Source organism: Nocardiopsis alba, assembly GCF_000710955.1.
Taxonomy (GTDB): Bacteria; Actinomycetota; Actinomycetes; order Streptosporangiales; family Streptosporangiaceae; genus Nocardiopsis; species Nocardiopsis alba.
Map to the genome: position 1 here is coordinate 1 of NZ_BAZE01000004.1, position 22205 is coordinate 22205.

The following is a 22205-nucleotide window of genomic DNA, read 5'->3' on the forward strand; positions in this document are numbered from 1 at the left end:
TAAAGGTCACTCAACCCGACCCGGCGACCCGAAGATCAGCCTGGGAAGGGTAAACCTAGAAGAAATCCTGACCGGTCACTCTCGTGACCAATCAAAGGAACCCTCCACACCGAAGTGTGGTCGGGGCCAAAACAAACATGGCTTAAAGAAAATCAAACACGCGCTGTTGAGTTCTCAAGAAACAATCACGCTTCCCGTACAAGCTCCGGAACCAGTGTCCCGCTCTGCTCTTCCGTGGAAGGCTTTGTTCGCGTTCGCACCGTTTCCGGTGTTTCCCGCTGTGTTGTGTCTTTACTTTATCAGGTCTTCCGTGTCCCGCAACTCGGCGGTTTTCGGTGTTCCCGATCGGGGTAAAACCCGATTTCGCTTTTCTTTCAAGTTCCGCGTTTCCGCGTCCCTTTTCGGAAGAAGCGACTCTGCGAGTTTACATGCTCCGAGCACTGCTCGAACCAGGCTTGATCGAAGAGGGTGTCGAAGAGCGCGGCCCGGGTCCGAGTCGATCATCGAAGACCGCTCACCGTTCCGCAGCGACTCGGTGAGTCTAGGCAACCGGTTCGGAGACGTCAAATCCGCCCGAACCCCTGGAGGAGAACCCCGTCGTGCCCGGACGTCCCGCGCGCTGGCGCGGTACGGCGCCCCGCTTCCTCCGGTCTCACGAGTACCGAGGTCGCATGCGCTCATTGGTCGTTCGACAGTCATCCTGCCCGGCGGCGAACCCGTCAAACACGATCCGGCGGATTTTTCTCAGGACCGTGGAACGCCCCGGGGGCGACGTGGAGTGAGCTCCGCGTCGCCCCCGGATGGAACGATTCAGACCAGTGTCGCCAGCTCACGGGCGAGTGCTCGGAAGGCGATCCCCCGGTGGCTGATGGCGTTCTTCTCCTCCGGGGACAGCTCCGAGGTGGTGCGCTCCTCCCCTTCGGGGACGAAGACCGGGTCGTAGCCGAACCCGTTCTCTCCTCGACGCTCCCTCACCAGGCTCCCGCGGAGCACGCCCTCGGTCTCCCGCTCGGTGCCGTCGGGCATCACCAGCACGGCCGCGCAGACGAACTCCGCCCCTCGACGCTCGTCGGGGGTGTCGGCCAGCTGATCCAGCACCAGGTCCAGGTTGGCCCGGTCCTGGTCCCCTTCACCGAAGCGCCCCGCCCAGCGGGCGGAGAGGACACCGGGCATCCCCCGCAGTTCGTCGACGCTCAGACCGGAATCGTCGGCGACCGCCGGCAGCCCGGTGTGCGCGGCGATCGCCCGGGCCTTGAGCCGGGCGTTGCCGACGAAGGTGGCCTCGGTCTCGGGGACCTCGGGCGCGTCGGGGAAGGAGTCCAAGGCCAGGACCTCGGCCGTCACCCCCGCGTCGGCGAGGATGGCGCGCATCTCCGGCACCTTCTTGGCGTTGCGCGTGGCCAGGACGAGTTTCACGGTCTCTCCCCCTACTCCGCCAGGGCCTTCTTCTGGATACCGGACAGTTCCTCGCACCCGGTGGTGGCCAGGTCGAGGAGCTTGTCGAGCAGGGCGCGGTCGAAGGCCGCCCCCTGCCCCTCGGCGGTGCCCTGGATCTCGATGAACCTTCCGTCCCCGGTGATCACGACGTTCATGTCGGTATCGGCGACGGAGTCCTCCAGGTAGTTCAGGTCCAGCCGGGGCTGGCCCTGGACGACGCCGACGCTCACCGCGGAGAGCGAGCCGGTGAGGGGGTTGTTCTTGAGCTTGCGCTTCTTGCGCAGGTACTTCATCGCGTCGGCGAGGGCGACGTAGGCACCGGTGATCGCCGCCGTACGGGTGCCGCCGTCCGCCTGGAGCACGTCGCAGTCGAGGGTGATGGTGTGCTCGCCCATCGCCTTGAAGTCGACCACGGCGCGCAGCGAGCGGCCGATGAGTCGGGAGATCTCGTGGGTGCGGCCGCCGATCTTGCCGCGGACCGATTCGCGGGCGCCTCGGGTGTCGGTGGCGCGCGGGAGCATCGCGTATTCGGCGGTGACCCACCCTTCGCCGGTCCCTCGACGCCAGCGGGGCACACCGTCCTCGACGGTGGCGGCGCAGAGCACTCGGGTGTCTCCGAACTCGATGAGTGCGGATCCTTCCGCCTGGCGGAGCCAGTTGCGGGTGATGTTCACAGGGCGGAGTTGGGTCGGAACGCGTCCGTCAGGTCGGGCCATGGGTACGAGCGTATATCCGGACCGGGGCCCGTGCCGCTCAGGCGCCGACCCGGTGCACCTGTCCGCCTCGTGCCAGTTCGATGGCGCCGTCGAAGGTGGAGCGGGCCTCGGCCAGGGTGATGTCGTCGTCGTTCCACGGGACCAGGTGGGTGAGCAGGAGCTTGCGCACTCCGGCCCGGTTCGCGTGCTCGCCGGCCTCGCTCCCGGTGAGGTGCATGTCCTTGGGGTGTTCCGTGTGGTCGTGGAAGGCGGCCTCGCAGAGGAACAGGTCGACGTCGCGGGCCAGTGCGACCAGGGAGTCGCAGGAACCGGTGTCGCCGGAGTAGGCGAGGCTGACGCCGTCGTGTTCGAGGCGGATCCCGAAGGCGTCGACGGGGTGGTTGACCCGGTCCACGCGCGCGGTCATCGGACCGATCGAGAATTCGCCCGGGGTGAGTTCGTGAAAGTCGAAGACCTCGGTCATCCCGGGTTCGGGGTCCAGGCCGTAGATCTCGGCCAGGCGGTCGGCCACCCCTCGGGGCCCGTAGACGGGGATGCGCGGTTTGGTGCCGTCGGGCGCGTACATGCGGGCGACCCAGTAAGCGCACATGTCGGCGCAGTGGTCGGTGTGCATGTGGCTGAGGTAGACGGCGTCGACGGAGTAGAGGTCCACATGACGTTGGAGGGCGCCCAGGGCTCCGTTGCCCAGATCCAGCAGCAGCCGGAAACCGTCGACCTCGACCAGGTAGCAGGAGGCCGGGCTGTCCGGACCGGGGAAGCTCCCGGAGGACCCGATAATCGTGAGTCGCACGTCGTCGTCGCCTTCTCGGTCGGCCGCGCTGCTTCCGGGCCCCGTCGGAGTGCTCGGGGAGGGCGGATGGCGGCTGGTTCTGCGGATGTCCCGTTGTTACGGGTGTACCCCAATGGCCGCCCGGGTGGTACAAAATGTGTCCTGCATCTCAGGCGACGTGCATCACGTGTGAATTTTTCACACCAAATGATCACATATGACCGTTTTGCTTGGTCCGAGTTCAGGACACTCCCCCACACTCAGACATGACCGGTTCGGGTGAACGAGACCTCTCGTGGGACTTCCGGGCACGACGAAGGCCGGTCGCGCGACGCGACCGGCCCCGTGTCGGGTGCTCTCTCGGCCTCAGGCCCAGAGCTGCCCCTCCAGCCGTTCCTCGGCCTCTTCGAGGGTGCCCTCGTAGGCGCCGGTGGACAGGTACTTCCATCCGGCGTCGGCGATGACGAACGCGATGTCGGCGGAGCGCCCCTCCCGTTCCGCCTTGCGGGCCATCCCCAGAGCGGCGTGCAGGGCTCCTCCGGTGGAGACCCCCGCGAAGATGCCCTCCTGATCCAGGAGTTCCCGGGTCCGTTTGAGGGCGGCGTCGGCGGGCACGGAGAAACGGGTCGTGAGCAGGGACTCGTCGTAGAGCTCGGGAACGAACCCCTCGTCGATGTTGCGCAGACCGTAGACCAGCTCGCCGTAGCGGGGCTCGGCCGCCACGATCCGCACGTCGGGCTTGTGCTCGCGCAGGTAGCGGCCCACCCCCATGAGGGTGCCCGTGGTGCCCAACCCCGCCACGAAGTGGGTGATCTCCGGGAGGTCGGCCAGCAGCTCGGGCCCGGTGGTCTCGTAGTGGGCCCGGGCGTTGGCCGGGTTGCCGTACTGGTAGAGCATCACCCAGTCGGGGTGGGCCTCGGCCATCTCCTTGGCGACGCGGACGGCCTCGTTGGAGCCGCCGGCCGCGTCGGAGAAGTGGACCTCGGCGCCCCACATGGCGAGGAGCTGTTTACGCTCGGCCGAGGTGTTCTCCGGCATCACGCAGACCATGCGGTAGCCGCGCAGCTTGGCGACCATGGCCAGGGAGATACCGGTGTTCCCCGACGTCGGCTCCAGGATCGTGCACCCCGGAAAGAGCAGGCCGTCCTTCTCCGCCTGCTCGATCATGAAGAACGCGGCGCGGTCCTTGATCGAACCGGTGGGGTTGCGATCCTCCAGCTTCGCCCACAGCCGGACCTCGGGCGAGGGTGACAGCCGCGGCAGACCGACGAGCGGTGTGCCGCCGAGGGAGTCGAGTAGGGAGTCGTAGCGCATGGCGTCCCTAGAGGCTTCCGCCGGCGACCGCCGGCAGGACGGTCACGTTGTCGCCGTCCTTGAGTTCGGCCTCCAGACCACCGACGAAGCGGACGTCCTCGTCGTTGAGGTAGACGTTGATGAAGCGGCGCAGCTTGCCGTTCTCCACGATGCGGGCGCCGATCCCGGGGTAACGGCTGTCCAGGTCGGTGAAGAGCTCGGCGAGCGTGTCGCCCTTGCCCTCGACGACCTTGGCGTCGTCGGTCAGGTTGCGCAGGATGGTGGGGATGCGGACCTCGATGGCCATGAAGGTGACTCCGTATGACGGTCGTTGTTGTGCGTTCATGTCCAACAGGCGTCCCACCGCCGTCATTCCGGGCGGTGGACCTGCCGGGGGCGTTACGGGCGGGCGTCGGTCCCGACGATCTCCACCGGCTCCTCGGTGACCTCGCCATCGACGATCCGGTAGGAGCGGAACTCGACGGTGTCGGCCTCCCTGGTGGAGACCAGGACGTAGTGCGCGTTGGGCTCGGAGGCGTAGGAGATGTCGGTACGCGAGGGATAGGCCTCGGTCGCGGTGTGGGAGTGGTAGATCACGACGGGTTCCTCGTCGCGGTCGTCCATCCCGCGCCAGACCTTGAGCTGTTCGAGCGAATCGAAGCGGTAGAAGGTCGGCGACCGTTCGGCGTTGAGCATCTCGATGAACCGCTCCGGGCGGTCGGACCCCTCGGGTCCGGCGACGACACCGCACGCCTCGTCGGGGTGATCGCGGCGGGCGTGGGCGACGATCTGGTCGTAGATCGAGCGGTCAATCCTCAGCATGGCTCCAGGGTACCCGCGCACTCTTTTCTACCAACCAAGTGGGTATTGTTGCGTCCGCCTCTCCTCCGGACGGGGCCCCGACCCTGGTGGGGCGACCGCCGACCGTCACTCCGCAACGCATAGGCTCGCCCCTATGAGCGAGGACAGCAGCAGCGCGCTGCTCACCGACCACTACGAACTGACGATGCTCCAGGGGGCCCTCCACAGCGGAGCCGCCACACGCCGGTCGGTGTTCGAGATGTTCGCCCGACGCCTGCCGGAAGGCCGCCGATACGGGGTCGTGGCGGGCACCGGACGCTTCCTGGACCTACTGGAGCGCTTCCGCTTCGGCCCGGAGGAACTGGACTTCCTGGCCGAGAACGAGGTCGTGGACGAGGCCACCCTGAACTGGCTCGCGGAGTACCGCTTCTCGGGGAACGTGTGGGGCTACGGCGAGGGCGATGCCTATTTCCCGGGATCACCGATCCTTGTGGTGGAGGCCACCTTCGCCGAGGCCGTGATCCTGGAGACACTCGCGCTGTCGGTGTACAACCACGACAGCGCGATCGCCTCCGCGGCCAGCCGGATGTCGGTGGCCGCGGGCGACCGCCCCCTCATCGAGATGGGGTCGCGCCGCACCCACGAGCGCTCCGCCGTGGCCGCCGCCCGCGCCGCCTACGTGGCCGGGTTCGCCACCTCCTCCAACCTGGAGGCGGGGCGCACCTACGGGGTGCCGACCGGCGGGACGGCCGCGCACGCCTTCACCCTGCTGCACGACAGCGAACGACACGCCTTCGAGACCCAGCTGGAGTCCATGGGCACGGGGACCACCCTGCTCGTGGACACCTACGACGTCGAACGCGCGGTGCGACACGCGGTGGAGCTGGCCGGCCCCGGCCTGGGCGCCGTGCGCATCGACTCCGGAGACCTGTCCACGACCGCCGCCCGGGTCCGTGCCCAACTGGACGGTCTCGGCGCCACCGAGACCCGGATCCTGGTCACCGGCGACCTGGACGAACACTCGATCCGCGCCCTGGCGGTGGCACCCGTGGACGGTTACGGAGTGGGTACTTCACTGGTGACGGGTTCCGGGGCGCCGACCGTGTCCCTGGTGTACAAGCTGGTCGCACGCGCGCGCGGCCTGGACCACGACGCCCCCTTGGAGCCGGTCGCGAAGCGTTCGGTCGGCAAGCCCAGCCGGGGCGGCCGTAAGTGGGCGGTCCGCCGACTGGACGAGAAGGGGATCGCGACGACCGAGGAGGTGTACCCCCACGACCCGGGCCGGGTGGTCGGAGGACGACCTCTGCTGCGTCCTCTCGTGGCCGACGGCGAGATCGTGGGGCGCGAGACGGTCCAGGACGCCCGCGAGCGTCACAGCGCGACCGTGGCCGAGCTTCCCGAGGAGGCGCTGCGCACCTCCCGAGGGGACACCGCCCTCCCGACGATCTTCCTCTGACCCGTGAACCACAGACCGACGTTCCGAGAAGGACGAGGTGTCCCGACATGACCAGAGCACTCATCGTGGTGGATCTACAGAACGACTTCTGTGAGGGGGGAAGCCTCGGGGTGAACGGTGGGGCCCGCACCGCGGCCGCCGTCACCGAGTACGCCCGCACCGGTGGCTACGACCACGTGGTGGCCACCCGCGACCACCACATCGACCCCGGGGACCACTTCTCCGAGAACCCCGACTTCGTGGACAGCTGGCCGCGTCACTGTGAGGCGGGCACCCCCGGGGCGGAGTTCCACCCCGAATTCGACTCCTCGGTGGCCGAGGAGGTCTTCAGCAAGGGGATGTACTCGGCCGCCTACAGCGGTTTCGAGGGCACCGCTTCGGACGGCGAGACGACGCTGGCGGCGTGGTTGCGCGACCACGGCGTGGACGAGGTGGACGTGGTGGGGATCGCCACGGACCACTGTGTACGTGCCACCGCGATGGACGCCGCCGAGGAGGGCTTCCGCACCCGGGTGTTGTTGGAGCTGACCGCGGGGGTGTCCGGCGCCGGCGTGGAGACCGCGCTGGAGCGACTGCGCGACGCGGGCGTGGCCCTGGAGGGCCGGCCGCCGGTCGGCTGAGCGCGGAGCCCGTCCTCGTGAACGGCCGTGTCCCTCGGGGCACGGCCGTTCGTGGTCCCACCGCCCGGGGTCATCCCCGGGACGCGGCCCGCCGTTCGAGCAGGGTGCGCAGGATCGACTCGGCGTGGGTCCACAGGACGGCGCCGCCGATCCCGGGAACGACATGGCGCACGGCCCCGGGTACACGCTCGGTGAGCGTCGCACCGAGGTCCGGGGAGTGGGACGCGTCCTGCTCTCCGTACCAGACGTCGACCGGGACGGTGATCGCGGAGAGGTCCAGGTTCCAGGGGCTCATGGCCAACACGGTGTCCCTCGCGTAACCCGCGCCGCCTTGGACGAAAGCCTCGGTCATCGCACTCCGATAGGCGTCGGCGAACATCGGGGCCTCGTAGACCTCCCGGTCGGACTCGGCGCTTCCCGCCAGGACCATCTCCTCCATGGCCGCGGGGTCGAACTCCGCGAAGAGCGCCTCGGCCCGGTCGGGGGCGGAGGCGGCCAGGGCGACCATGTCGCGCGGCCCCGGGGGGAGCACGTCGGCGAAGACGGGGGCGGCCACCTCGTCGGCGGCCGAGACCAGGGCGAGCGCGTCGGCCGCGCCCGAGGCCGCGCAGGCCAGGGCGAACGGTGCTCCCTGGGAGTTCCCGACGACCGCCGTACCGTTCAGGTCGCGCAGGGAACGGAGCTCGCGCACGTCGTCGGCGAAGTCGGCGAGGCTCCGCCCCGGCCGCGGGGAGGAGGCTCCCAGTCCGGGCCGGTCCACGGCCACCAGGCGTACACCGAGTTCGGCGAGCAGGTGCGTACCGAATCCGAGACGGCCGCTCGTGGCCGCGCCCGGACACAGCAGGACGGGCACGCCGTCTGGCGCGCCCCACTCGCTCCATCCGAGAGAGCGTCCGTCGGCCAGTGTGCTCCGACCCCGACGTTCCGGGGCGGTGACTCCGAGTTCCATTCCCCGAACCCTAACGAAGGGTCCGGGGAGGGTGCCATCGATATTCGTCGAGGTCGGGCCGGGTGATCAGTCGATGCCGATGGCGGAGCGGACGTCGCTCAGCACACGGCGGGCCCGCGAGCGGGCGCGCTCGGTGCCGGAGTCGAGGATCTCGTCGAGTTCGGTCTTGGAGGCCATGAGCTCCTCGTAGCGCTCGCGCTTGGGGCCGAGCTCGGCGTTCACCGCCTCGAACAACTCCTTCTTGAGGTCGCCCCAGCCCATACCGCCGGCCTCCAGACGTTCCCGCACCTCGGCGACCTTGGCGGCGTCGGCGAAGTGGGTGAGCAGCTGGAAGGGGATCGAGGAGTCCGGGTCCTTGGGGTCCTCGACGGGGGTCGAGTCGGTGGGGATCCGGTTGATGGCCTTGCGGAGCCTCTTCTCCGGCAGGAAGAGGGGAATGTGGTTGTCGTAGGACTTGCTCATCTTGCGACCGTCGGTGCCGGGCAGGATGCTCGCGTCACTGTCGTCGATGACGCCCTTGGGGATCGGGAAAGCGTAGGAGTCCCCGTAGCGGTGGTTGAAGTATCCGGCCAGATCGGCGGTGTACTCGATGTGCTGGGACTGGTCACGGCCGACGGGGACACGCTCCCCCTCCATGATGAGGATGTCGGCGGCCATGAGGATGGGGTAGTTGTACAGCCCCATGTTGATCCCGGCGTCGAGGTCGGTGTTGCCGGCCTCGGTGTTGCGGTCGCGTGCGGCCTTGTAGGCGTGCGCGCGGTTCATGAGCCCCTTGGGGGTGAGGGTGCTCAGGATGGTGGTGAGCTCGAAGGTCTCGGGGATGCTGGACTGGCGGTAGATGACGGTGCGCTCGGGGTCGAGCCCACAGGCCAGCCAGGTGGCAGCGCCCGACCGGATACTGTGCCGGAGCTCGTCCGCGTCCTTGATGATGTTGAGCGCGTGGTAGTCCGCGATGAAGTAGAACGTCTCGGACGCCTCGGCCGCGGCGGCGGCGAGGGCCGGCTTGATCGCGCCGATGTAGTTGCCCAGGTGGAAGTCACCGGTGGGCTTGATCCCGGTCAGGTAGGTGTTGGCTGCCATGGGCCAAGCCTATCGGCGTCATCCACCCTTTTTCCGCCCGCCGATGAGCTCGACCAGCGCCGCCGCGCGGGCCTCGTCCTCTCCCGGCCGCAGCCGGTGGTCGCGCCGGAGGGTGACCAGACCGTGCACCGAGGCCCAGACCACCTCGGCGAGGGTCTCGGGGTCGCGGCCGTCGGCGTGGGGGGCGACGACCTCCAGGATCACCGCGAACGCGGCCTTCAGCGGCTCCGGGGTCTCCTCCACCGCGAAGGCCAGTGGGAGGTCCCTGCCGAACATGGCCTCGTAGACCGCGGGGCCCGCCTCGGCGAACCTCATGTAGGCGCGGACGACCGCGGACAGTTCCGGCTCTCCCTCGGGGACCTCGGACCGGGCCTCGTCGAGGACGTCGGCCAGTTCCGCGAAGCCCTCGACGGCGATGGCGGCGATGATGGCGTCACGGTTGCGGAAGTGGTCGTAGAGCACCGGTTGGCTGTACTCGATGAGGGTGGACAGGCGCCGGGTGGTGACGGCGTCCCACCCTTCGGTCTCGGCCAGGGCCCGGGCCTTGTCCAGGATGAGTCGGTGGCGCAGTTCTCGCTCACGCGCTCGGCGGTCCGTCGTGCTCACCCCTGAATCCTAGCGCCGCTGGATTTCCCCCTCTCAGGGATCTAGCATCGCTAGGAATGCTGTCGTCGCTAGGAGAGAGTCATGGGTCCACGGGACCTGGCGTGGTGGGTCGCGATCGTCGCGGCCGCCTGTATGTCCGCGGCCATCATCGTGATCGGAGCCCGTTTCCTCCTCGCCCCGGAGAGCGGAGCAGAGGGCTTCGGGCTTCCGTCCGAGGCGGGTCCCTTTCTCGCGGCGAAGGGGGTCCGCGACATCGGAACGGGTCTCGTGGGGGCGGTCCTCCTCACGACCCGGAGGTTCCGGGCCGCGGGGTGGGCCCTGATCGCCCTGGCCTGGATCCCCTTGGGCGACGCCGTGGTGGTCCTGGCCTGGGACGGACCGGAGATACTCGCCTACGCGATGCACGGGGGCACGGCCGCGGCCATGATCGTGGTCGGCACGATCCTCGTACGCGGGCGGGCGCGGGACCGGAGCCCTTCGACGGCCCGGGAGACCTCCGTGGACGCCGAAGGGTGAGCCCCGACGTGAGGACGGCGCCTCGCGGGGTGCGAGGCGCCGTCCTTCGAGCGGTGTGCCCGATCAGGCCCGGGCGGAGCCGCCGCGGAAGGCGGTCCAGTGCTCGGCCATGCGAACGGCCTGCCCCTGGGTGAAGTGGGTCATGCAGGCGTCGTCGCTGTAGTTCATGAAGTTGGTGACCGGGTCCTTGCCGGGCCGGTCGGGGCAGGTGTCGCGTCCCACCGGACAGCCGGAGGCGGCCTCGCGCTCGTAGGGGGTGTCGTCCACGTAGTCCCCCGGGCTCTCGCACCCGTTCTGGAACGTGTGGAACAGCCCCAGCCAGTGACCGACCTCGTGGGTGCCGGTGTGCCCCTCGTTGAAGCGGTCACGATCGCCGCCCGGAAGGGTGTCGTGGGCGATCGCGACCCCGTCCCGTTCCGGTGCCGCCCGATAGTCCTGCGGGAAGGTCGAGTAGCCGAGCAGTCCGCTGCCCAGGTCGGCGGTGTAGATGTTCAGCGTCTCGGGTCCCCCTTGACGCAGTTGGGAGCGGATCGTGTCGTCGTACTGCCTGAACCGGTGGAACCAGTCGTCGTTCACGCTCCGGGTGACATCGGAGAGTTCGAACCGGAAACCGGTGTCGGTGCCCTCCGACCCCTGCGCGTAGTCGCCCCGGTAGGCCCGGTTCATGACATCGATCTGCTCGCGGACGCGGGCGTCGGTGACGTTCCCGCTGCCGTCCTCGGCGGAGATGACGTGCACGACCACCGGAACCGTGTAGGGCGGCGCGATCTGCCGGTCCCGTGAGGGACCCAATGCCTCACGGAGGCGTTCCTCGTACTCGGCCGCCTGTTCGGGGGTGACCTCCACCTCCCCCTCGGCGCCCACCCCCGGGTCGGCCACACGCATCGCGGCGGTCGACTCGGAGACGGGCTCCGTCCCGGGCGGACAGTGGGCGGCCTGCGCGACCGCCCCCGTCCTTTCGGGCTCCGCGCCGGTCGATGACACGGTCGGATCGGGCGGTGTGCCCACCACCAGGCCGGTCAACGCGAGCGCGCACAGGGACAGGCCGGACCAGAGCGCGGCTGAGCCGCCGCGAGAGCTTCGTCCAATCACCTCACGGACTGTAGTTATGACAGAACGCAACGAAGTCGAATCCAACGCGGTCTTGCGAAGTATTTGCCCGATTCGACCGATCAGTGACTATTTCTGCCCTACGGCCCAGGCACGGAGCTTGGCGATCCTCTCCCGGATCTGAGGCGGGCTGGCCTGCGCGACCGGCGGCCCGCCACAGGCGCGCCGCAGTTCGTTGTGGATCACCCCGTGCGGCTTACCCGTCCGGTGGTGCCAGGCCCCCACCAGGCCGCTGAGCTCTCGACGCAACTCGGCCAGGACCTCGTGCGTGGGACCCGACTCCTCCTCGGGTTCGCTCTCCCGCCTGGCCTTGGCCTTGAGCTCACTCGCCCGGATGTCCGCCTTGCGCTTGCGCAACAACTGCGAGACCTGGTCGGGTTCGAGCAGCCCCGGCAACCCGAGGAAGTCCTCCTCCTCACTGGAGCCGGCCGCGCCACCGCCGTACTCCAGACCGTCGTAGAGCGCGCGGTCGAACTCGGCCGCGGACTCCATCGTCTCGAAGGGGAGCTCCTCCCCCGCGTCCGGAGAGTCCTTCTTCTTGTTGGCCTCCCGGAGAAGGTCCTCCTCCGGGTACTCGTCGTCGGAGGGGGTCTTGTCCAGGACGTGATCGCGCTCGCGCTCCATCTCCCCCGCGTACTCCAGGAGCGTGGGGACCGAGGGCAGGAAGACCGAGGCGACCTCTCCTCTCTTGCGCACGCGCACGAAGCGACCGATCGCCTGGGCGAAGAACAACGGCGTGCTCGTCGAGGTCGCGTACACACCCACCATCAGGCGGGGCACGTCCACACCCTCGGAGACCATGCGCACCGCGACCATCCACCGGTCGTCGCCCGCGGCGAACCGGGAGATCTTCTTGGAGGCGGTCGGGTCGTCGGAGAGCACCACCGTGGCGCCCTTGCCGGTGATCTGACGCAGGATGCGCGAATAGGCCCGGGCGTTCTCGTGGTCGCTGGCGATGACCAGGCCGCCCGCGTCCGGATGCGTCTTGCGCACCTCGGTCAGACGCCGGTCGGCCGCCTGGAGCACCTTCTTGATCCAGTCGCCCTTGGGGTCGAGCGCCGCCCGCCAGGCCTGGGAGAGGGCGTCCTGGGTCAGGGGCTCGCCCAACCTGGCCGCGAGCTCGTCACCGGCCCGGGTCCGCCAGCGCATCTCTCCGGAGTAGGCCATGAAGATGACCGGCCGCACCACCCCGTCCTCCAGCGCCGGCGCGTAACCGTAGCTGTAGTCCCACGAACAGCGCCGCACCCCGGCCCCGTCCTGGACGTAGTCCACGAACGGGATGGGGTTGATGTCGGAGCGGAAGGGGGTGCCGGTCAGCGACAGACGGCGGGTGGCCGGGTCGAAGGATTCACGGACCGCGTCGCCCCAGGAGAGGGCGTCCCCCGCGTGGTGCACCTCGTCGAAGATCACCAGGGTCTTGCGGGCCTCGGTGCGGTTGCGGTGCAGCATCGGATGCGCGGCGACCTGGGCGTAGGTGACGGCCACACCGATGTACTGACGCCCCAGCGCCCCCTGCCCGTTCTTGAAGTCCGGATCGATGGCGATACCGAAACGGGCGGCGGCCTCGGCCCACTGCTTCTTCAGGTGCTCGGTGGGACACACGATGGTGATGGCCCGTACCGCGTGCCTCTGCAACAGCTCGCTCGCCAGGGTGAGGGCGAAGGTGGTCTTGCCCGCGCCCGGCGTGGCCACCGCGAGGAAGTCGCGCGGCTGCCTCCGGAAGTACTCCTCGAAGGCCTCCCGCTGCCAGGCCCGAAGGCCGCTCAGGCGGTCCTCCATCGTGGTCTGCGTCACCGTCATGCGTCCTGTCCCCCGTTACTCACCTGCTCGAGATTAGCGGCCGTCGGGCACCACGCCGGGAGCACCGAGCGTGGTGCCCCGCACAGCCGACCACCATCTCACCGACCCACGACGAGCGGCACGGTGCCCCTCGCACCGCGCCGCTCCGAGATTCTCCGTTAAAGCCCCTCCTCCGACACCGGGGCCTCCTCGGCCCCGGCCCCGTCCTCGGTCCCGGGAAGCCCTCCGTCCGCGGGAACACCCTCCTCGGGTGTTCCGGCCGGCTCTTCGCCACCGAAGCTCGACGTGTCCACCGCGCCGTCGTTGAAGGGCATGTGCGGGGAGATCGCCGGGAAGGCGAAGAACCACAACAGGGCCGCGGCCCCCGCCAACAGGCCCAGCGCCATGATGAACTTCGAGATCCAAGGGCCCGGCAGAATCCGCCAGATCAGACCGTACATTCGCGTCCCCCTCCTAGGCTTCCGGCGCCATGTGCGCGATGGAGTCCGGCATGCCGTCGGACTTGGGCGTGGTCTCGGTCAACTCGGCCCAGACGATGAGTCGATGGGTGTTGTTGAGCTTGGGCGCGCAGGTGGTGAGGGTGAGCAGCGCGCGTGCGGGGTCCTCCTCGGAGGCCTCTTCGAAGGGGTCGGGGGTGACCACCCAGAAGTCCTCGGGCAGGACGGTCTCCTCACGGAAGACCTCGTAGGTGTAGAAGTTCTCGCCGTCCTCCAGGACCATGACGTCGCCCTCGGCGAGCAGGTCCAGGTCCCAGAACAGGCCGGGGGTGCGGTGCGCGGCGATGCCGTAGTTGCCCAGTCCCCCGGGGGAGCTGTCGAACTGGGTGTAGCGGCCCGGGCTGTACCGGATGTCGTCGGGCTCGGTGCCGTTGACCACCACCCAGTCCAGGTCGAGGCTCGGGACGTACAGACGACTGTCCGCGCTCCCCGGGAGCGGCTCGGAGTCGGGCCCCCGCTCCTCGGACCAGGCGTCGTCGAGGCCGTCCGCCAACTGCTGCTGCTCGCGATCGGTCTCCCATTGAGAGCCGTACACCTCATAGGACGCGTAGAAGAGCATGAGCAGGCCGGCGGTCAGAAGGATCTCGCCGAAGAACCTGACGAACCCGCGGGCCACGTCTGCGCCCGTGGCCCTGCGTCGAGGGGCGCGCCGTCTTCCACCGCGTGACGGGCGGGGGCGGCGCCCTTCGTTCCCGGGACGGGGCTCGTCTAGCGACTGCCGTTCAGTTCTGGACACCAATACGACCTACTCCCGTGGACGCTTTCGTGCATCCGGGTGACCGGAGGGGGACGAGGAGCGGGACCCCCGAACGCGGATGCGGCAGGACTTCGACCTCATGTCGGATACACGGCGCCGGGCGACGGCACGGTGGACACGGGGTGTGGGGGCGCCCTGCCCGGCTACCTGTTCCTCCGGAGAGTACCGTCACACGAGGGGCGTACGCGGCGACGCGCCCCGAAACGCACGAGAACGCGGGGACCGTCCGCTCTCGTCCACGGCCGTCCCGGAAACGGAGCGGAACGGGCTCCCGAGGGAACGACCTCGACGAACGCCCTTCTCGGACACGACGAAGGCCCTGGCTCACCCGTGAGGGTGGGTCAAGGCCCCTCGTTCGCGATCACGGGGACCGCGATTACTTCATCATCTCCTCGTAGGCCTTCTTGCACTCCGGGCACACGGGGAACTTCTTCGGGTCGCGGTTGGGCACCCAGACCTTGCCGCACAGGGCGATCACCGGGTCGCCGGTCACCGCGCTCTGGGTGATCTTGTCCTTCTGCACGTAGTGGGCGAACCGCTCACGGTCACCATCGTCGTGCGAGACATCCGGCCGGGTCTCACTGTCCGGAAGCACCTTGTTCAGGACGTCCATCGACATCGTCCTCACACCTTTCAACGTCTGTTGTCCACGGTATAGGGTGCCGCGATCCGTCTCATCTCGTCACGTGGAACCCGTCAGTTCATCGTGGGATCGTCCGGATAGGTCGACAGCAGCGCCAGACGACCCCCTTGACGACGCAGCACCCGCGGCCACAACCCCTCGGGCGTCTCCCCGAAGAGGTCGCCGAGGTGGGCGTCGACCACGAACCAGGCACCCTCCTCGATCTCCCCGGCCAACTGTCCCGGCCCCCAACCGGCGTAGCCGGCGAAGACGCGAAGCCCGCTCAGGGAGGGGCCGAGCACCTCGGGGGGCGCGTCCAGATCCACCACGCCCACACCGTCCAGAACGCTCCGCCCGCCCGGGGCCTCCAACGGGACCCAGCCGGGAGGGGCCTCGTCGGGTGCGGCCCTCCCCAGCGCTATACCGGAGTCGGTACCCACCGGGCCGCCGGAGAACATCACCGCGGGAGAGCCGGCGTGGTCTCCCCAGCCCTTCATGACCTCGTCCACGGGCAGTTCCAGCGGACGGTTGAGGATCACCCCGAGGGCGCCGTCGGTGGCGTCATCGACGATGAACACCACCGAACGGCGGAAGGAGTCCTCCTGGAGCAGGGGCGCGGCCACCAGAAGGCGCCCGGTCAGTGTCGACTGGTCCATGCTCCACCTCTACCCGAAAAGAGGGGCGTGGGAGGCCCCTTCTCCTCGAAGGACGGGTACGGGATCAGTCCTGGTCGGCGACGCCGCGCTGGGCGACCTCGCGCACCGCGTTGGCCACGTGGTTGGAGAGGTCCGAGTGGAAGACGCTCGGGATGATGTAGTTCGGGCCCAGCTCGTCGTCGGTGACCACGTCGGCGAGGGCCTTCGCGGCGGCGACCATCATGTCGGAGGTGACGTTGTGGCTCTGGGCGTCCAGGAGACCGCGGAAGAAGCCCGGGAACACCAGGACGTTGTTGATCTGGTTCGGGTAGTCGCTACGACCGGTCGCGACGACGGCGGCGTGCAGGTGGGCGACGTCCGGGTCGACCTCGGGGTCGGGGTTGGCCAGCGCGAAGATGATCGAGTCCTCGTTCATCTCGGCGATGTCCTCGCCGGAGAGCAGGTTCGGGGCCGAGACTCCGATGAACACGTCCGCGCCGGCGACGGCGCCCTTGAGGTCACCGCTGTAACCGGTGGGGTTGGTGTTCTCCGCGATCCACTGGAGGTTGCTGTCCAGGTTCTCGCGACCCGCGTGCACGGCTCCGTGCACGTCGCTGACGATGATGTCGCGCGCGCCCGCGTGCATGAGCAGCTTGAGGATCGCGGTGCCCGCGGCGCCCGCGCCGGACATGGCGATCCGCACCTCGGACAGCTTCTTGTTGACCACGCGCAGGGCGTTGCGCAGGGCGGCCAGGACGACGATGGCGGTGCCGTGCTGGTCGTCGTGGAAGACCGGGATGTCCAGGAGCTCGCGCAGGCGGGCCTCGACCTCGAAGCAACGCGGGGCCGAGATGTCCTCCAGGTTGATGCCGCCGAAGCCGGGGGCGAGCAGCTGCACGGTGCGGACGATCTCGTCGACGTCCTGGGTGTCCAGGGCGATCGGCCAGGCGTCGATGTCGGCGAAGCGTTTGAACAGGGCCGCTTTACCCTCCATGACGGGCATGGCGGCCTCGGGGCCGATGTTGCCCAGGCCCAGGACCGCGGAGCCGTCGGTGACCACGGCGACGCTGTTGCGCTTGATGGTCAGGCGGCGGGCGTCGTCCTTGTTGGCCGCGATCGCCTGGGAGACGCGGGCGACACCCGGCGTGTAGGCCATGGAGAGTTCGTCGCGGTTGCGCAGCGGCACCTTGGACTTCATCTCGATCTTGCCGCCGAGGTGCATCAGGAAGGTGCGGTCACTGACCTTGTGGACCGTGACCCCGTCGACCGAGCCGAGGGCGTCGACGATGGCCTGGGCGTGCTCGGTATCGCGGGCCGCGCAGGTGACGTCGATGCGGATGCGCTCGTGTCCAGCGGCCGCCACGTCCAGAGCGGTGATCATGCCGCCGACCTGCTCGACCGCGTTGGTGAGGCTGCCGACCGCGCTGCCTCCGGCGTCCAATTCGAGGCGGACGGTGATGGAGTACGAAACGCTGGGAAGGGTGGCCACGTATTGCTCCTTGGCTTTTGCTGGTGTCATGCGTCCGCGGGGCGCACCGGCGGCCCCTCCCGTGGACGTACCGGCCGACTGTCACCCCGGGTCCGGGGACGGCCTGCACTCCGTGGCCCGCCCGTCGGGTTGTCGTCGGCGTCCGCGCGCCGGTCCCGTGACGGTGGCGCATCCCGCCGAGAACGCCCGATGATCGGGTGTTCTGAACGCGGGCTCGGCTGACGGCCGGGGGCTGGCCGGGATCCCACAACCGAGTCGCCTCACCTTACCCGAGTCAAGGGAGTGACGTCAGCACAAGGTGACAATTACCGCCATCGGAAAAAATCGCATAAATTCCCGACTATTCCGCAAGGGTTTACCCCGCGAACCTCGCCACCCGATCGGTGGCCGCGCGCACCACCAGATCGGCGCAGGCCCCCGTGGACAGCGCCGTGGAGTCGATCACCAGGTGGTAGTGGGCCGGATCGGCGGCGTCGGCCCGGTAGAAGCGGCGGACGTAGGCGGACCGGGCCCGGTCGTTGTCGTCCAAGAGGCGTTCCGTGGGAGGCCCCTCCTCCCGGGCACCGACCGAGAGGCCCTCCCCGTTCCCGTCCTCCCACAGCCGTCGGGCCTGGAGCAACCGGGCCTCGCGGTCACCGTCCAGGCGGACGTGCAGAGCACCCGGGCGCTCGGCCAGGACCACCGCGGCCGCCCGGCCGAGGATCACGCCGCCCGTGCGGGCGACGTCCTGGATGACGCGCTCGGTCTGCTCCACGAACTCGTGGTCGTAGAGGAGTCGCCCTTCGGCGTCCGTGGCCCCCACGTACGGGGTGTCGACGCTGCCGAAGGTGACCGTGGGCAGCCGGGCCGCGCCGGCGAGAAGACGTTCGAAGCCGCCCGCGGAACGGTCGTCGCGCTTGAGCGCCTCGGCGAAGGAACAACCGATCCGCGAGGCCACGACCGTCGGGATCGCCCGATCGAGGAAGGGGAGCTCCAAGGCGGCCGCCACGGCCGGACCGATCACGCTTCCGCCCGCCCCATAGGTGGCCGAGATCGTGACCACGGGGCCGTTCCCGTCGTTCGTCACCATGGGACACCTGCCCGATCACCACGCGGACCGCGCCTGCCGCGGGCCGCTGTCGTTGCTCTCCTACCCGGTGAGGCGACCACCACCCCACCCGTCTTCAAAACAGTAAATACGTGACGATTTATCACTCTTGGGCAGGAAAGACAGCAGATAACCAGCGGGTTTCCATCCACCAACATCTCGGTCGGCCGCGCGGACGGATCGACCCCTCGGGGTGAGGAAGGCTCTCACCCCGAGGGGTCGTGAACGATCGGACCTACGCTCCCGTCAGAACAGAGCCGAGGTCAGCCTGCGGCGGGCCGCGCCGACCCTCGGGTCGCCCGGGGGAAGGAGGTCGAACAGGGAGAGCAGGTGCTCTCGGACCTTGTTCCGATCATCGTCGGTGGTGCGCTTGACCGTGGCGATCAGACGGTCGAACGCCGCCTCGTAGTCACCGCCGTACAGGTCGATGTCGGCGACGGTGATCTGGGCGTCCACGTTCGCGGGGTCCTTCTCCGCCTCCTCACGCACGGCGGGCCCGTCCACGTTCTGAAGACGACCGATCAGCCGGATCTGGGCGATCTGAGCCTTGATCTCGGCGTTCTTCGGGTCCTCTTCCAGAGCCTTCTCGAAGACGCCGGCCGCGCCCTCGAAGTCCCCTTGGTCCAGGAACTCCCTGGCCCGCGCGGCGATCGGGTCGGCCTGAGGCTCGGGGACCTGCTCGTCCTCCTCCGGCAGGGCCGAGGGGTCGCCGTCGACCGTGCCGGGGTGGCCGGGGGGCAGCATGCCCTGCTGGGCGAGGGCCCCGAAGACCTGGGAGAGTCCGTCGCGGAGCTGCTCCTCGGTGGCGGGCCCCTGCATCAGGGGCATGACCTGACCCTGGATGGCGATGATGATGGTCGGGGCTCCCTGGACACGGAGCGCCTGGACCAGCTGTGGGCTGGCCTCGCTGTCGATCTTGCCCAGGATCCAGTTGCCACCGGAGCTCTTGGAGAGCCGGTCGAGGGCGGTCTCGACCTGCTTGGACTGCTCGGACCAGCCGGCCAGGACCGCCAGCACGACCGGAGCGGACAGCGATTGCTCCAGGACCTGTTGGAAGTTGGCCTCGTCGACGTTGACGGCGTAGGGGTTCGTGCGACCGGCCGACTCGTCGGCACGCTGCTTGGCCTCGCGTTCCAAGGCCGCCTTACGCGCCGCGAGGTCGACCGCACTGTTCGGTGAAAAGTCCGAAGGCTGCATACCTCTATCCTGCCGTATTCCGGGGAGGTACGGAGACCCCGTACCTCCCCGGACCGACCGGCGCTAGAAGCGGGGATCCTCGGTATAGGTACCGAACTCCTCGCCCATGGTGCCGCAGATCTCGCCCAGGGTGGCCTCGGCGCGGGCCGCGTCCATGATGAGCGGGATGAGGTTGCCGTCGCCGGCCCGAACCCCTTCGAGGAGGCGGGCGAGGGCGCCGTCGACCGCCTCGCGGTCACGTCCGGCCTTGCGTTCGGCGAGGACGCGCTTCTGCTCGTGCTCGACCTCGTGGCTGATCTTGAGGATGTCGAGTTCACCGGAGACGGTGTTGGTGTGGCAGTTGACGCCGACGATGCGCTTGTCGCCCTTCTCCAGGGCCTGCTGGTACTGGAAGGCGGACTCGGCGATCTCGGAGCTGAAGTAGCCGTTGTCGATACCGGCGAGGATGCCGGAGGTCATCGGGCCGATGGGGTGTTCGACGTCGTCACCGCCGCCCATGTACCGGATGTGTTCGAAGATGCGCTCGGCCTCGGCCTCGATCTCGTCGGTGAGGGCCTCCAGGTACCAGGAGCCGCCGAGGGGATCGGCGACGTTGACGACCCCGGTCTCCTCCATGAGGACCTGCTGGGTGCGCAGGGCGATCTCGGCGGACTGTTCGGTGGGCAGGGCGAGCGTCTCGTCGAGGGCGTTGGTGTGCAGAGAGTTGGTGCCGCCCAGGACCGCTGCGAGAGCCTCGACGGCGGTGCGCACCACGTTGTTGTAGGGCTGCTGGGCCGTGAGGGAGACCCCGGCGGTCTGGGTGTGGAACCGCAGCCACTGGGCCTTCTCGGTCTTCGCTCCGTAGACGTCGCGGATCCAGCGGGCCCAGATACGGCGGGCGGCGCGGAACTTGGCGATCTCCTCGAAGAAGTCGATGTGGGCGTCGAAGAAGAAGGACAGCCCCGGGGCGAACCGGTCGATGTCCAGCCCTCGGGACAGGCCGAGTTCGACGTAGCCGAACCCGTCGGCCAGCGTGTAGGCCAGTTCCTGGGCGGCGGTGGCCCCGGCCTCGCGGATGTGGTAGCCGGAGACGGAGAGCGGCTTGAAGGCGGGGATGTTCTCGGCGCAGTACTCCATCAGGTCGCCGATGAGGCGCAGATGGGGTTCCGGCGGGTACAGCCACTCCTTCTGAGCGATGTACTCCTTGAAGATGTCGGTCTGGAGCGTGCCGTTGAGGGTGCCGATGTCGACGCCCTGGCGTTCGGCGGCCACCAGGTACATGCAGAAGGCGGGGATGGCCGGTCCACTGATGGTCATGGAGGTGGTGGTCTCGCCGAGCGGGATCCCGTCGAAGAGCAGGTCCATGTCGGCGACCGAGTCGATCGCCACGCCACAGTGGCCGACCTCGCCGAGGGCGTGCGGGGAGTCGGAGTCGTGGCCCATGAGGGTGGGCATGTCGAAGGCCACCGAGAGTCCGCCGCCGCCGGAGGCGAGGATCATCTTGTAACGCTCGTTGGTCTGCTGCGCGTTACCGAAGCCGGCGAACTGGCGGATGGTCCAGGCACGGCCTCGGTAACCGGTGGGGTAGAGCCCTCGGGTGTAGGGGTACTCACCGGGCCAGCCGATCCGCTCGAAACCGGGCACCTCGGCGCCCGGGCGGGGCCCGTAGACGGGTTCGAGGGTCCGTCCGGACAGGGTCGTGAAGTCGGCGTCACGTTTGCGGGCGGAGTCGTAGCGGCGCTGCCAGCGATCGCGGCCGGCCTCGATCTCCTGTGCTCCGCCACCGCCGGTGGGGTCGCCTGTGGTTGTCGCCATACCAAGATAGTAGGACGTCCAACTAATGATGTACAGCAGCGCGGGGCGCCGCCCCCGCCGCCGTGACCGCCATGGCCGGGGACGGTGACGCACCGTCAGGACGGACGCGCCCCCTCGGCGACCGGCGCCGGGAAGTCACCGAAGTCCACCCGGAGCCGCACGAACATCTCGTGCATGTTCCAGAGCTCCTCGTCGGAGTAGCAGCCCAACCCGAACTCCATGTCGAGCAGGGCCCGGGTGGCCTCCTCGGTGACCCGGCGCCCCGACTCGGTGATCTCCGCGAGCACACCGCGACCGTCGCTGGGGTTGGGGCGGCGGAGCACCAACCCCTGCCCCTCCAACCGGTCGATGGTGTTGGTGACGCTGGTCGGATGCACCATGAGCCGCTCGCCGATCTTGCCGAGCGGAAGGGCTCCGGAGTTGCTGAAGGTGAGCAGGACCAGCGCCTCGTAGCGGGCGAAGGTCAGACCGAAGGGCTTGAGCGCGCCGTCCAGTTCCCCGATGAGGATCTGCTGCGCCCTCATGAGGGAGGTGACCGCCGCCATCGCAGGCGAGGCCCCCCATCTCTGGCTCCAGTTGTCATGAGCGCGTTCGATCGGGTCGAACGGAAGGTTCAAAGGGTTTCCCACGCCGTCACTCTAGGCCTTCCTCCCACCCCCGGAACCCGCCGTTCCGCCCTACCCCGGACGCTCCCCCTCGTCAACGGCCCGAACGTGGCCACAAGGGGACGCGGCCTCGGAAACGGGTGGTCCGGTCCGCCAACTCGACAAAGCCGGTCGCTCCCCGGGTTCCGAGCCGGGAACACGAAGAAAGTCGCCTTGGGCTCATTGACGACCCAAAAACGGATAGTTAAGTTTCCTAATAATTTAATGGCCCACGTCACAGGCGCGATGATGCACTCTTCCCCCTCCTCCGCGCACGCCCGTGCCCCTCCCCTCCTCCGTCGCCCCGTTCTCTCACGGCCCGGCCCTTCG

General features: G+C 68.8%; 23 protein-coding genes. 3 read left to right on the forward strand and 20 right to left on the reverse strand.

Annotated elements, in window-relative coordinates:
• Window positions 1-810: 810 nt before the first annotated feature.
• The 6 genes from rdgB to TR33_RS08815 form a co-directional block, all read right to left on the reverse strand.
• The gene (rdgB, locus tag TR33_RS08790) at window positions 811-1416 is read right to left on the reverse strand and encodes an RdgB/HAM1 family non-canonical purine NTP pyrophosphatase (RefSeq protein ID WP_017536364.1); all 606 of its coding nucleotides are present in this window, start codon (window positions 1414-1416) and stop codon (window positions 811-813) included.
• Window positions 1417-1427: 11 nt separating this feature from the next.
• Complete coding sequence (gene rph / locus TR33_RS08795) at window positions 1428-2111, reverse strand: ribonuclease PH (RefSeq protein ID WP_014912090.1); 684 nt, start codon at window positions 2109-2111, stop codon at window positions 1428-1430.
• Window positions 2112-2190: 79 nt separating this feature from the next.
• Complete coding sequence (locus TR33_RS08800) at window positions 2191-2943, reverse strand: MBL fold metallo-hydrolase (RefSeq protein ID WP_014912966.1); 753 nt, start codon at window positions 2941-2943, stop codon at window positions 2191-2193.
• A 345-nt stretch (window positions 2944-3288) separates the two neighbouring features.
• Window positions 3289-4236 carry a PLP-dependent cysteine synthase family protein gene (locus TR33_RS08805; RefSeq protein WP_014909286.1) on the reverse strand — a complete coding sequence of 316 codons (948 nt, stop codon included), beginning with the start codon at window positions 4234-4236 and terminating at the stop codon, window positions 3289-3291.
• A gap of 7 nt (window positions 4237-4243) precedes the next feature.
• A complete protein-coding gene (locus TR33_RS08810; protein WP_014911846.1) occupies window positions 4244-4522 on the reverse strand; it encodes a MoaD family protein in 279 nt (92 codons plus the stop codon).
• Window positions 4523-4614: 92 nt separating this feature from the next.
• Window positions 4615-5037, reverse strand: coding sequence for a M67 family metallopeptidase (locus tag TR33_RS08815; protein WP_014908175.1), 423 nt, complete (start codon window positions 5035-5037; stop codon window positions 4615-4617).
• Window positions 5038-5170: 133 nt separating this feature from the next.
• Between TR33_RS08815 and TR33_RS08820 the strand changes: the two genes are divergently transcribed.
• Both TR33_RS08820 and TR33_RS08825 read left to right on the forward strand, forming a co-directional pair.
• The gene (locus TR33_RS08820; protein WP_042282684.1) at window positions 5171-6472 is read left to right on the forward strand and encodes a nicotinate phosphoribosyltransferase; all 1302 of its coding nucleotides are present in this window, start codon (window positions 5171-5173) and stop codon (window positions 6470-6472) included.
• Window positions 6473-6519: 47 nt separating this feature from the next.
• Window positions 6520-7092 (forward strand): nicotinamidase, encoded by a 573-nt coding sequence (locus TR33_RS08825; protein ID WP_014913165.1) that lies wholly within the window; start codon window positions 6520-6522, stop codon window positions 7090-7092.
• 70 nt (window positions 7093-7162) lie between these two features.
• Here TR33_RS08825 and TR33_RS08830 read toward each other — a convergent pair whose 3' ends face one another.
• From TR33_RS08830 to TR33_RS08840, 3 genes are all read right to left on the reverse strand, one after another.
• Complete coding sequence (locus TR33_RS08830) at window positions 7163-8041, reverse strand: alpha/beta fold hydrolase (protein ID WP_014909588.1); 879 nt, start codon at window positions 8039-8041, stop codon at window positions 7163-7165.
• Window positions 8042-8107: 66 nt separating this feature from the next.
• Window positions 8108-9121, reverse strand: coding sequence for a tryptophan--tRNA ligase (locus tag TR33_RS08835; RefSeq protein ID WP_014913460.1), 1014 nt, complete (start codon window positions 9119-9121; stop codon window positions 8108-8110).
• 18 nt (window positions 9122-9139) lie between these two features.
• On the reverse strand, window positions 9140-9727 hold the full coding sequence (locus tag TR33_RS08840) for a TetR/AcrR family transcriptional regulator (RefSeq protein ID WP_042282686.1): 588 nt from the start codon (window positions 9725-9727) through the stop codon (window positions 9140-9142).
• Between the two features lie 81 nt (window positions 9728-9808).
• Between TR33_RS08840 and TR33_RS08845 the strand changes: the two genes are divergently transcribed.
• Window positions 9809-10243: a DUF4267 domain-containing protein gene (locus tag TR33_RS08845; protein ID WP_052358141.1), complete on the forward strand. Its 435-nt coding sequence runs from the start codon at window positions 9809-9811 to the stop codon at window positions 10241-10243.
• Between the two features lie 63 nt (window positions 10244-10306).
• On the opposite strand, the gene TR33_RS08850 is transcribed toward TR33_RS08845, so the two are convergent.
• The 11 genes from TR33_RS08850 to TR33_RS08900 form a co-directional block, all read right to left on the reverse strand.
• Window positions 10307-11335 (reverse strand): M43 family zinc metalloprotease, encoded by a 1029-nt coding sequence (locus tag TR33_RS08850; RefSeq protein WP_169336184.1) that lies wholly within the window; start codon window positions 11333-11335, stop codon window positions 10307-10309.
• Window positions 11336-11422: 87 nt separating this feature from the next.
• On the reverse strand, window positions 11423-13153 hold the full coding sequence (locus TR33_RS08855; RefSeq protein WP_026125340.1) for a DEAD/DEAH box helicase: 1731 nt from the start codon (window positions 13151-13153) through the stop codon (window positions 11423-11425).
• Between the two features lie 158 nt (window positions 13154-13311).
• Window positions 13312-13593, reverse strand: a complete 282-nt coding sequence (locus TR33_RS08860; RefSeq protein ID WP_017536369.1) for a hypothetical protein — start codon at window positions 13591-13593, stop codon at window positions 13312-13314.
• Between the two features lie 13 nt (window positions 13594-13606).
• A complete protein-coding gene (locus TR33_RS08865; RefSeq protein WP_193789632.1) occupies window positions 13607-14389 on the reverse strand; it encodes a class E sortase in 783 nt (260 codons plus the stop codon).
• Window positions 14390-14783: 394 nt separating this feature from the next.
• Window positions 14784-15026, reverse strand: coding sequence for a DUF3039 domain-containing protein (locus TR33_RS08870; protein WP_014909169.1), 243 nt, complete (start codon window positions 15024-15026; stop codon window positions 14784-14786).
• Window positions 15027-15103: 77 nt separating this feature from the next.
• Window positions 15104-15685, reverse strand: a complete 582-nt coding sequence (locus TR33_RS08875) for a YqgE/AlgH family protein (RefSeq protein ID WP_014909303.1) — start codon at window positions 15683-15685, stop codon at window positions 15104-15106.
• A gap of 64 nt (window positions 15686-15749) precedes the next feature.
• Window positions 15750-17153, reverse strand: a complete 1404-nt coding sequence (locus tag TR33_RS08880) for an NAD-dependent malic enzyme (protein ID WP_014913352.1) — start codon at window positions 17151-17153, stop codon at window positions 15750-15752.
• Window positions 17154-17508: 355 nt separating this feature from the next.
• Complete coding sequence (locus TR33_RS08885) at window positions 17509-18222, reverse strand: cytidylate kinase-like family protein (protein ID WP_017536370.1); 714 nt, start codon at window positions 18220-18222, stop codon at window positions 17509-17511.
• Between the two features lie 264 nt (window positions 18223-18486).
• Window positions 18487-19437, reverse strand: coding sequence for a tetratricopeptide repeat protein (locus TR33_RS08890; RefSeq protein ID WP_014908334.1), 951 nt, complete (start codon window positions 19435-19437; stop codon window positions 18487-18489).
• 63 nt (window positions 19438-19500) lie between these two features.
• Window positions 19501-21231 (reverse strand): coenzyme B12-dependent isobutyryl-CoA mutase large subunit, encoded by a 1731-nt coding sequence (locus TR33_RS08895; protein ID WP_014908982.1) that lies wholly within the window; start codon window positions 21229-21231, stop codon window positions 19501-19503.
• A gap of 95 nt (window positions 21232-21326) precedes the next feature.
• The gene (locus tag TR33_RS08900) at window positions 21327-21848 is read right to left on the reverse strand and encodes a MarR family transcriptional regulator (RefSeq protein WP_026125341.1); all 522 of its coding nucleotides are present in this window, start codon (window positions 21846-21848) and stop codon (window positions 21327-21329) included.
• Between the last annotated feature and the right edge of the window lie 357 nt (window positions 21849-22205).

Bases quoted from the DNA above. Each gene is read 5' to 3' on its own strand.
- TR33_RS08885 (WP_017536370.1), bottom strand. From the start codon at position 18,222: ATGGTGACGAACGACGGGAACGGCCCCGTGGTCACGATCTCGGCCACC.
- TR33_RS08835 (WP_014913460.1), bottom strand. From the start codon at position 9,121: ATGGCAGCCAACACCTACCTGACCGGGATCAAGCCCACCGGTGACTTC.
- TR33_RS08895 (WP_014908982.1), bottom strand. From the start codon at position 21,231: ATGGCGACAACCACAGGCGACCCCACCGGCGGTGGCGGAGCACAGGAG.
- TR33_RS08810 (WP_014911846.1), bottom strand. From the start codon at position 4,522: ATGGCCATCGAGGTCCGCATCCCCACCATCCTGCGCAACCTGACCGAC.
- TR33_RS08820 (WP_042282684.1), top strand. From the start codon at position 5,171: ATGAGCGAGGACAGCAGCAGCGCGCTGCTCACCGACCACTACGAACTG.
- TR33_RS08890 (WP_014908334.1), bottom strand. From the start codon at position 19,437: ATGCAGCCTTCGGACTTTTCACCGAACAGTGCGGTCGACCTCGCGGCG.
- TR33_RS08830 (WP_014909588.1), bottom strand. From the start codon at position 8,041: ATGGAACTCGGAGTCACCGCCCCGGAACGTCGGGGTCGGAGCACACTG.
- TR33_RS08870 (WP_014909169.1), bottom strand. From the start codon at position 15,026: ATGTCGATGGACGTCCTGAACAAGGTGCTTCCGGACAGTGAGACCCGG.
- TR33_RS08855 (WP_026125340.1), bottom strand. From the start codon at position 13,153: ATGACGGTGACGCAGACCACGATGGAGGACCGCCTGAGCGGCCTTCGG.
- TR33_RS08815 (WP_014908175.1), bottom strand. From the start codon at position 5,037: ATGCTGAGGATTGACCGCTCGATCTACGACCAGATCGTCGCCCACGCC.
- TR33_RS08875 (WP_014909303.1), bottom strand. From the start codon at position 15,685: ATGGACCAGTCGACACTGACCGGGCGCCTTCTGGTGGCCGCGCCCCTG.
- TR33_RS08860 (WP_017536369.1), bottom strand. From the start codon at position 13,593: ATGTACGGTCTGATCTGGCGGATTCTGCCGGGCCCTTGGATCTCGAAG.
- TR33_RS08845 (WP_052358141.1), top strand. From the start codon at position 9,809: ATGGGTCCACGGGACCTGGCGTGGTGGGTCGCGATCGTCGCGGCCGCC.
- TR33_RS08825 (WP_014913165.1), top strand. From the start codon at position 6,520: ATGACCAGAGCACTCATCGTGGTGGATCTACAGAACGACTTCTGTGAG.
- TR33_RS08805 (WP_014909286.1), bottom strand. From the start codon at position 4,236: ATGCGCTACGACTCCCTACTCGACTCCCTCGGCGGCACACCGCTCGTC.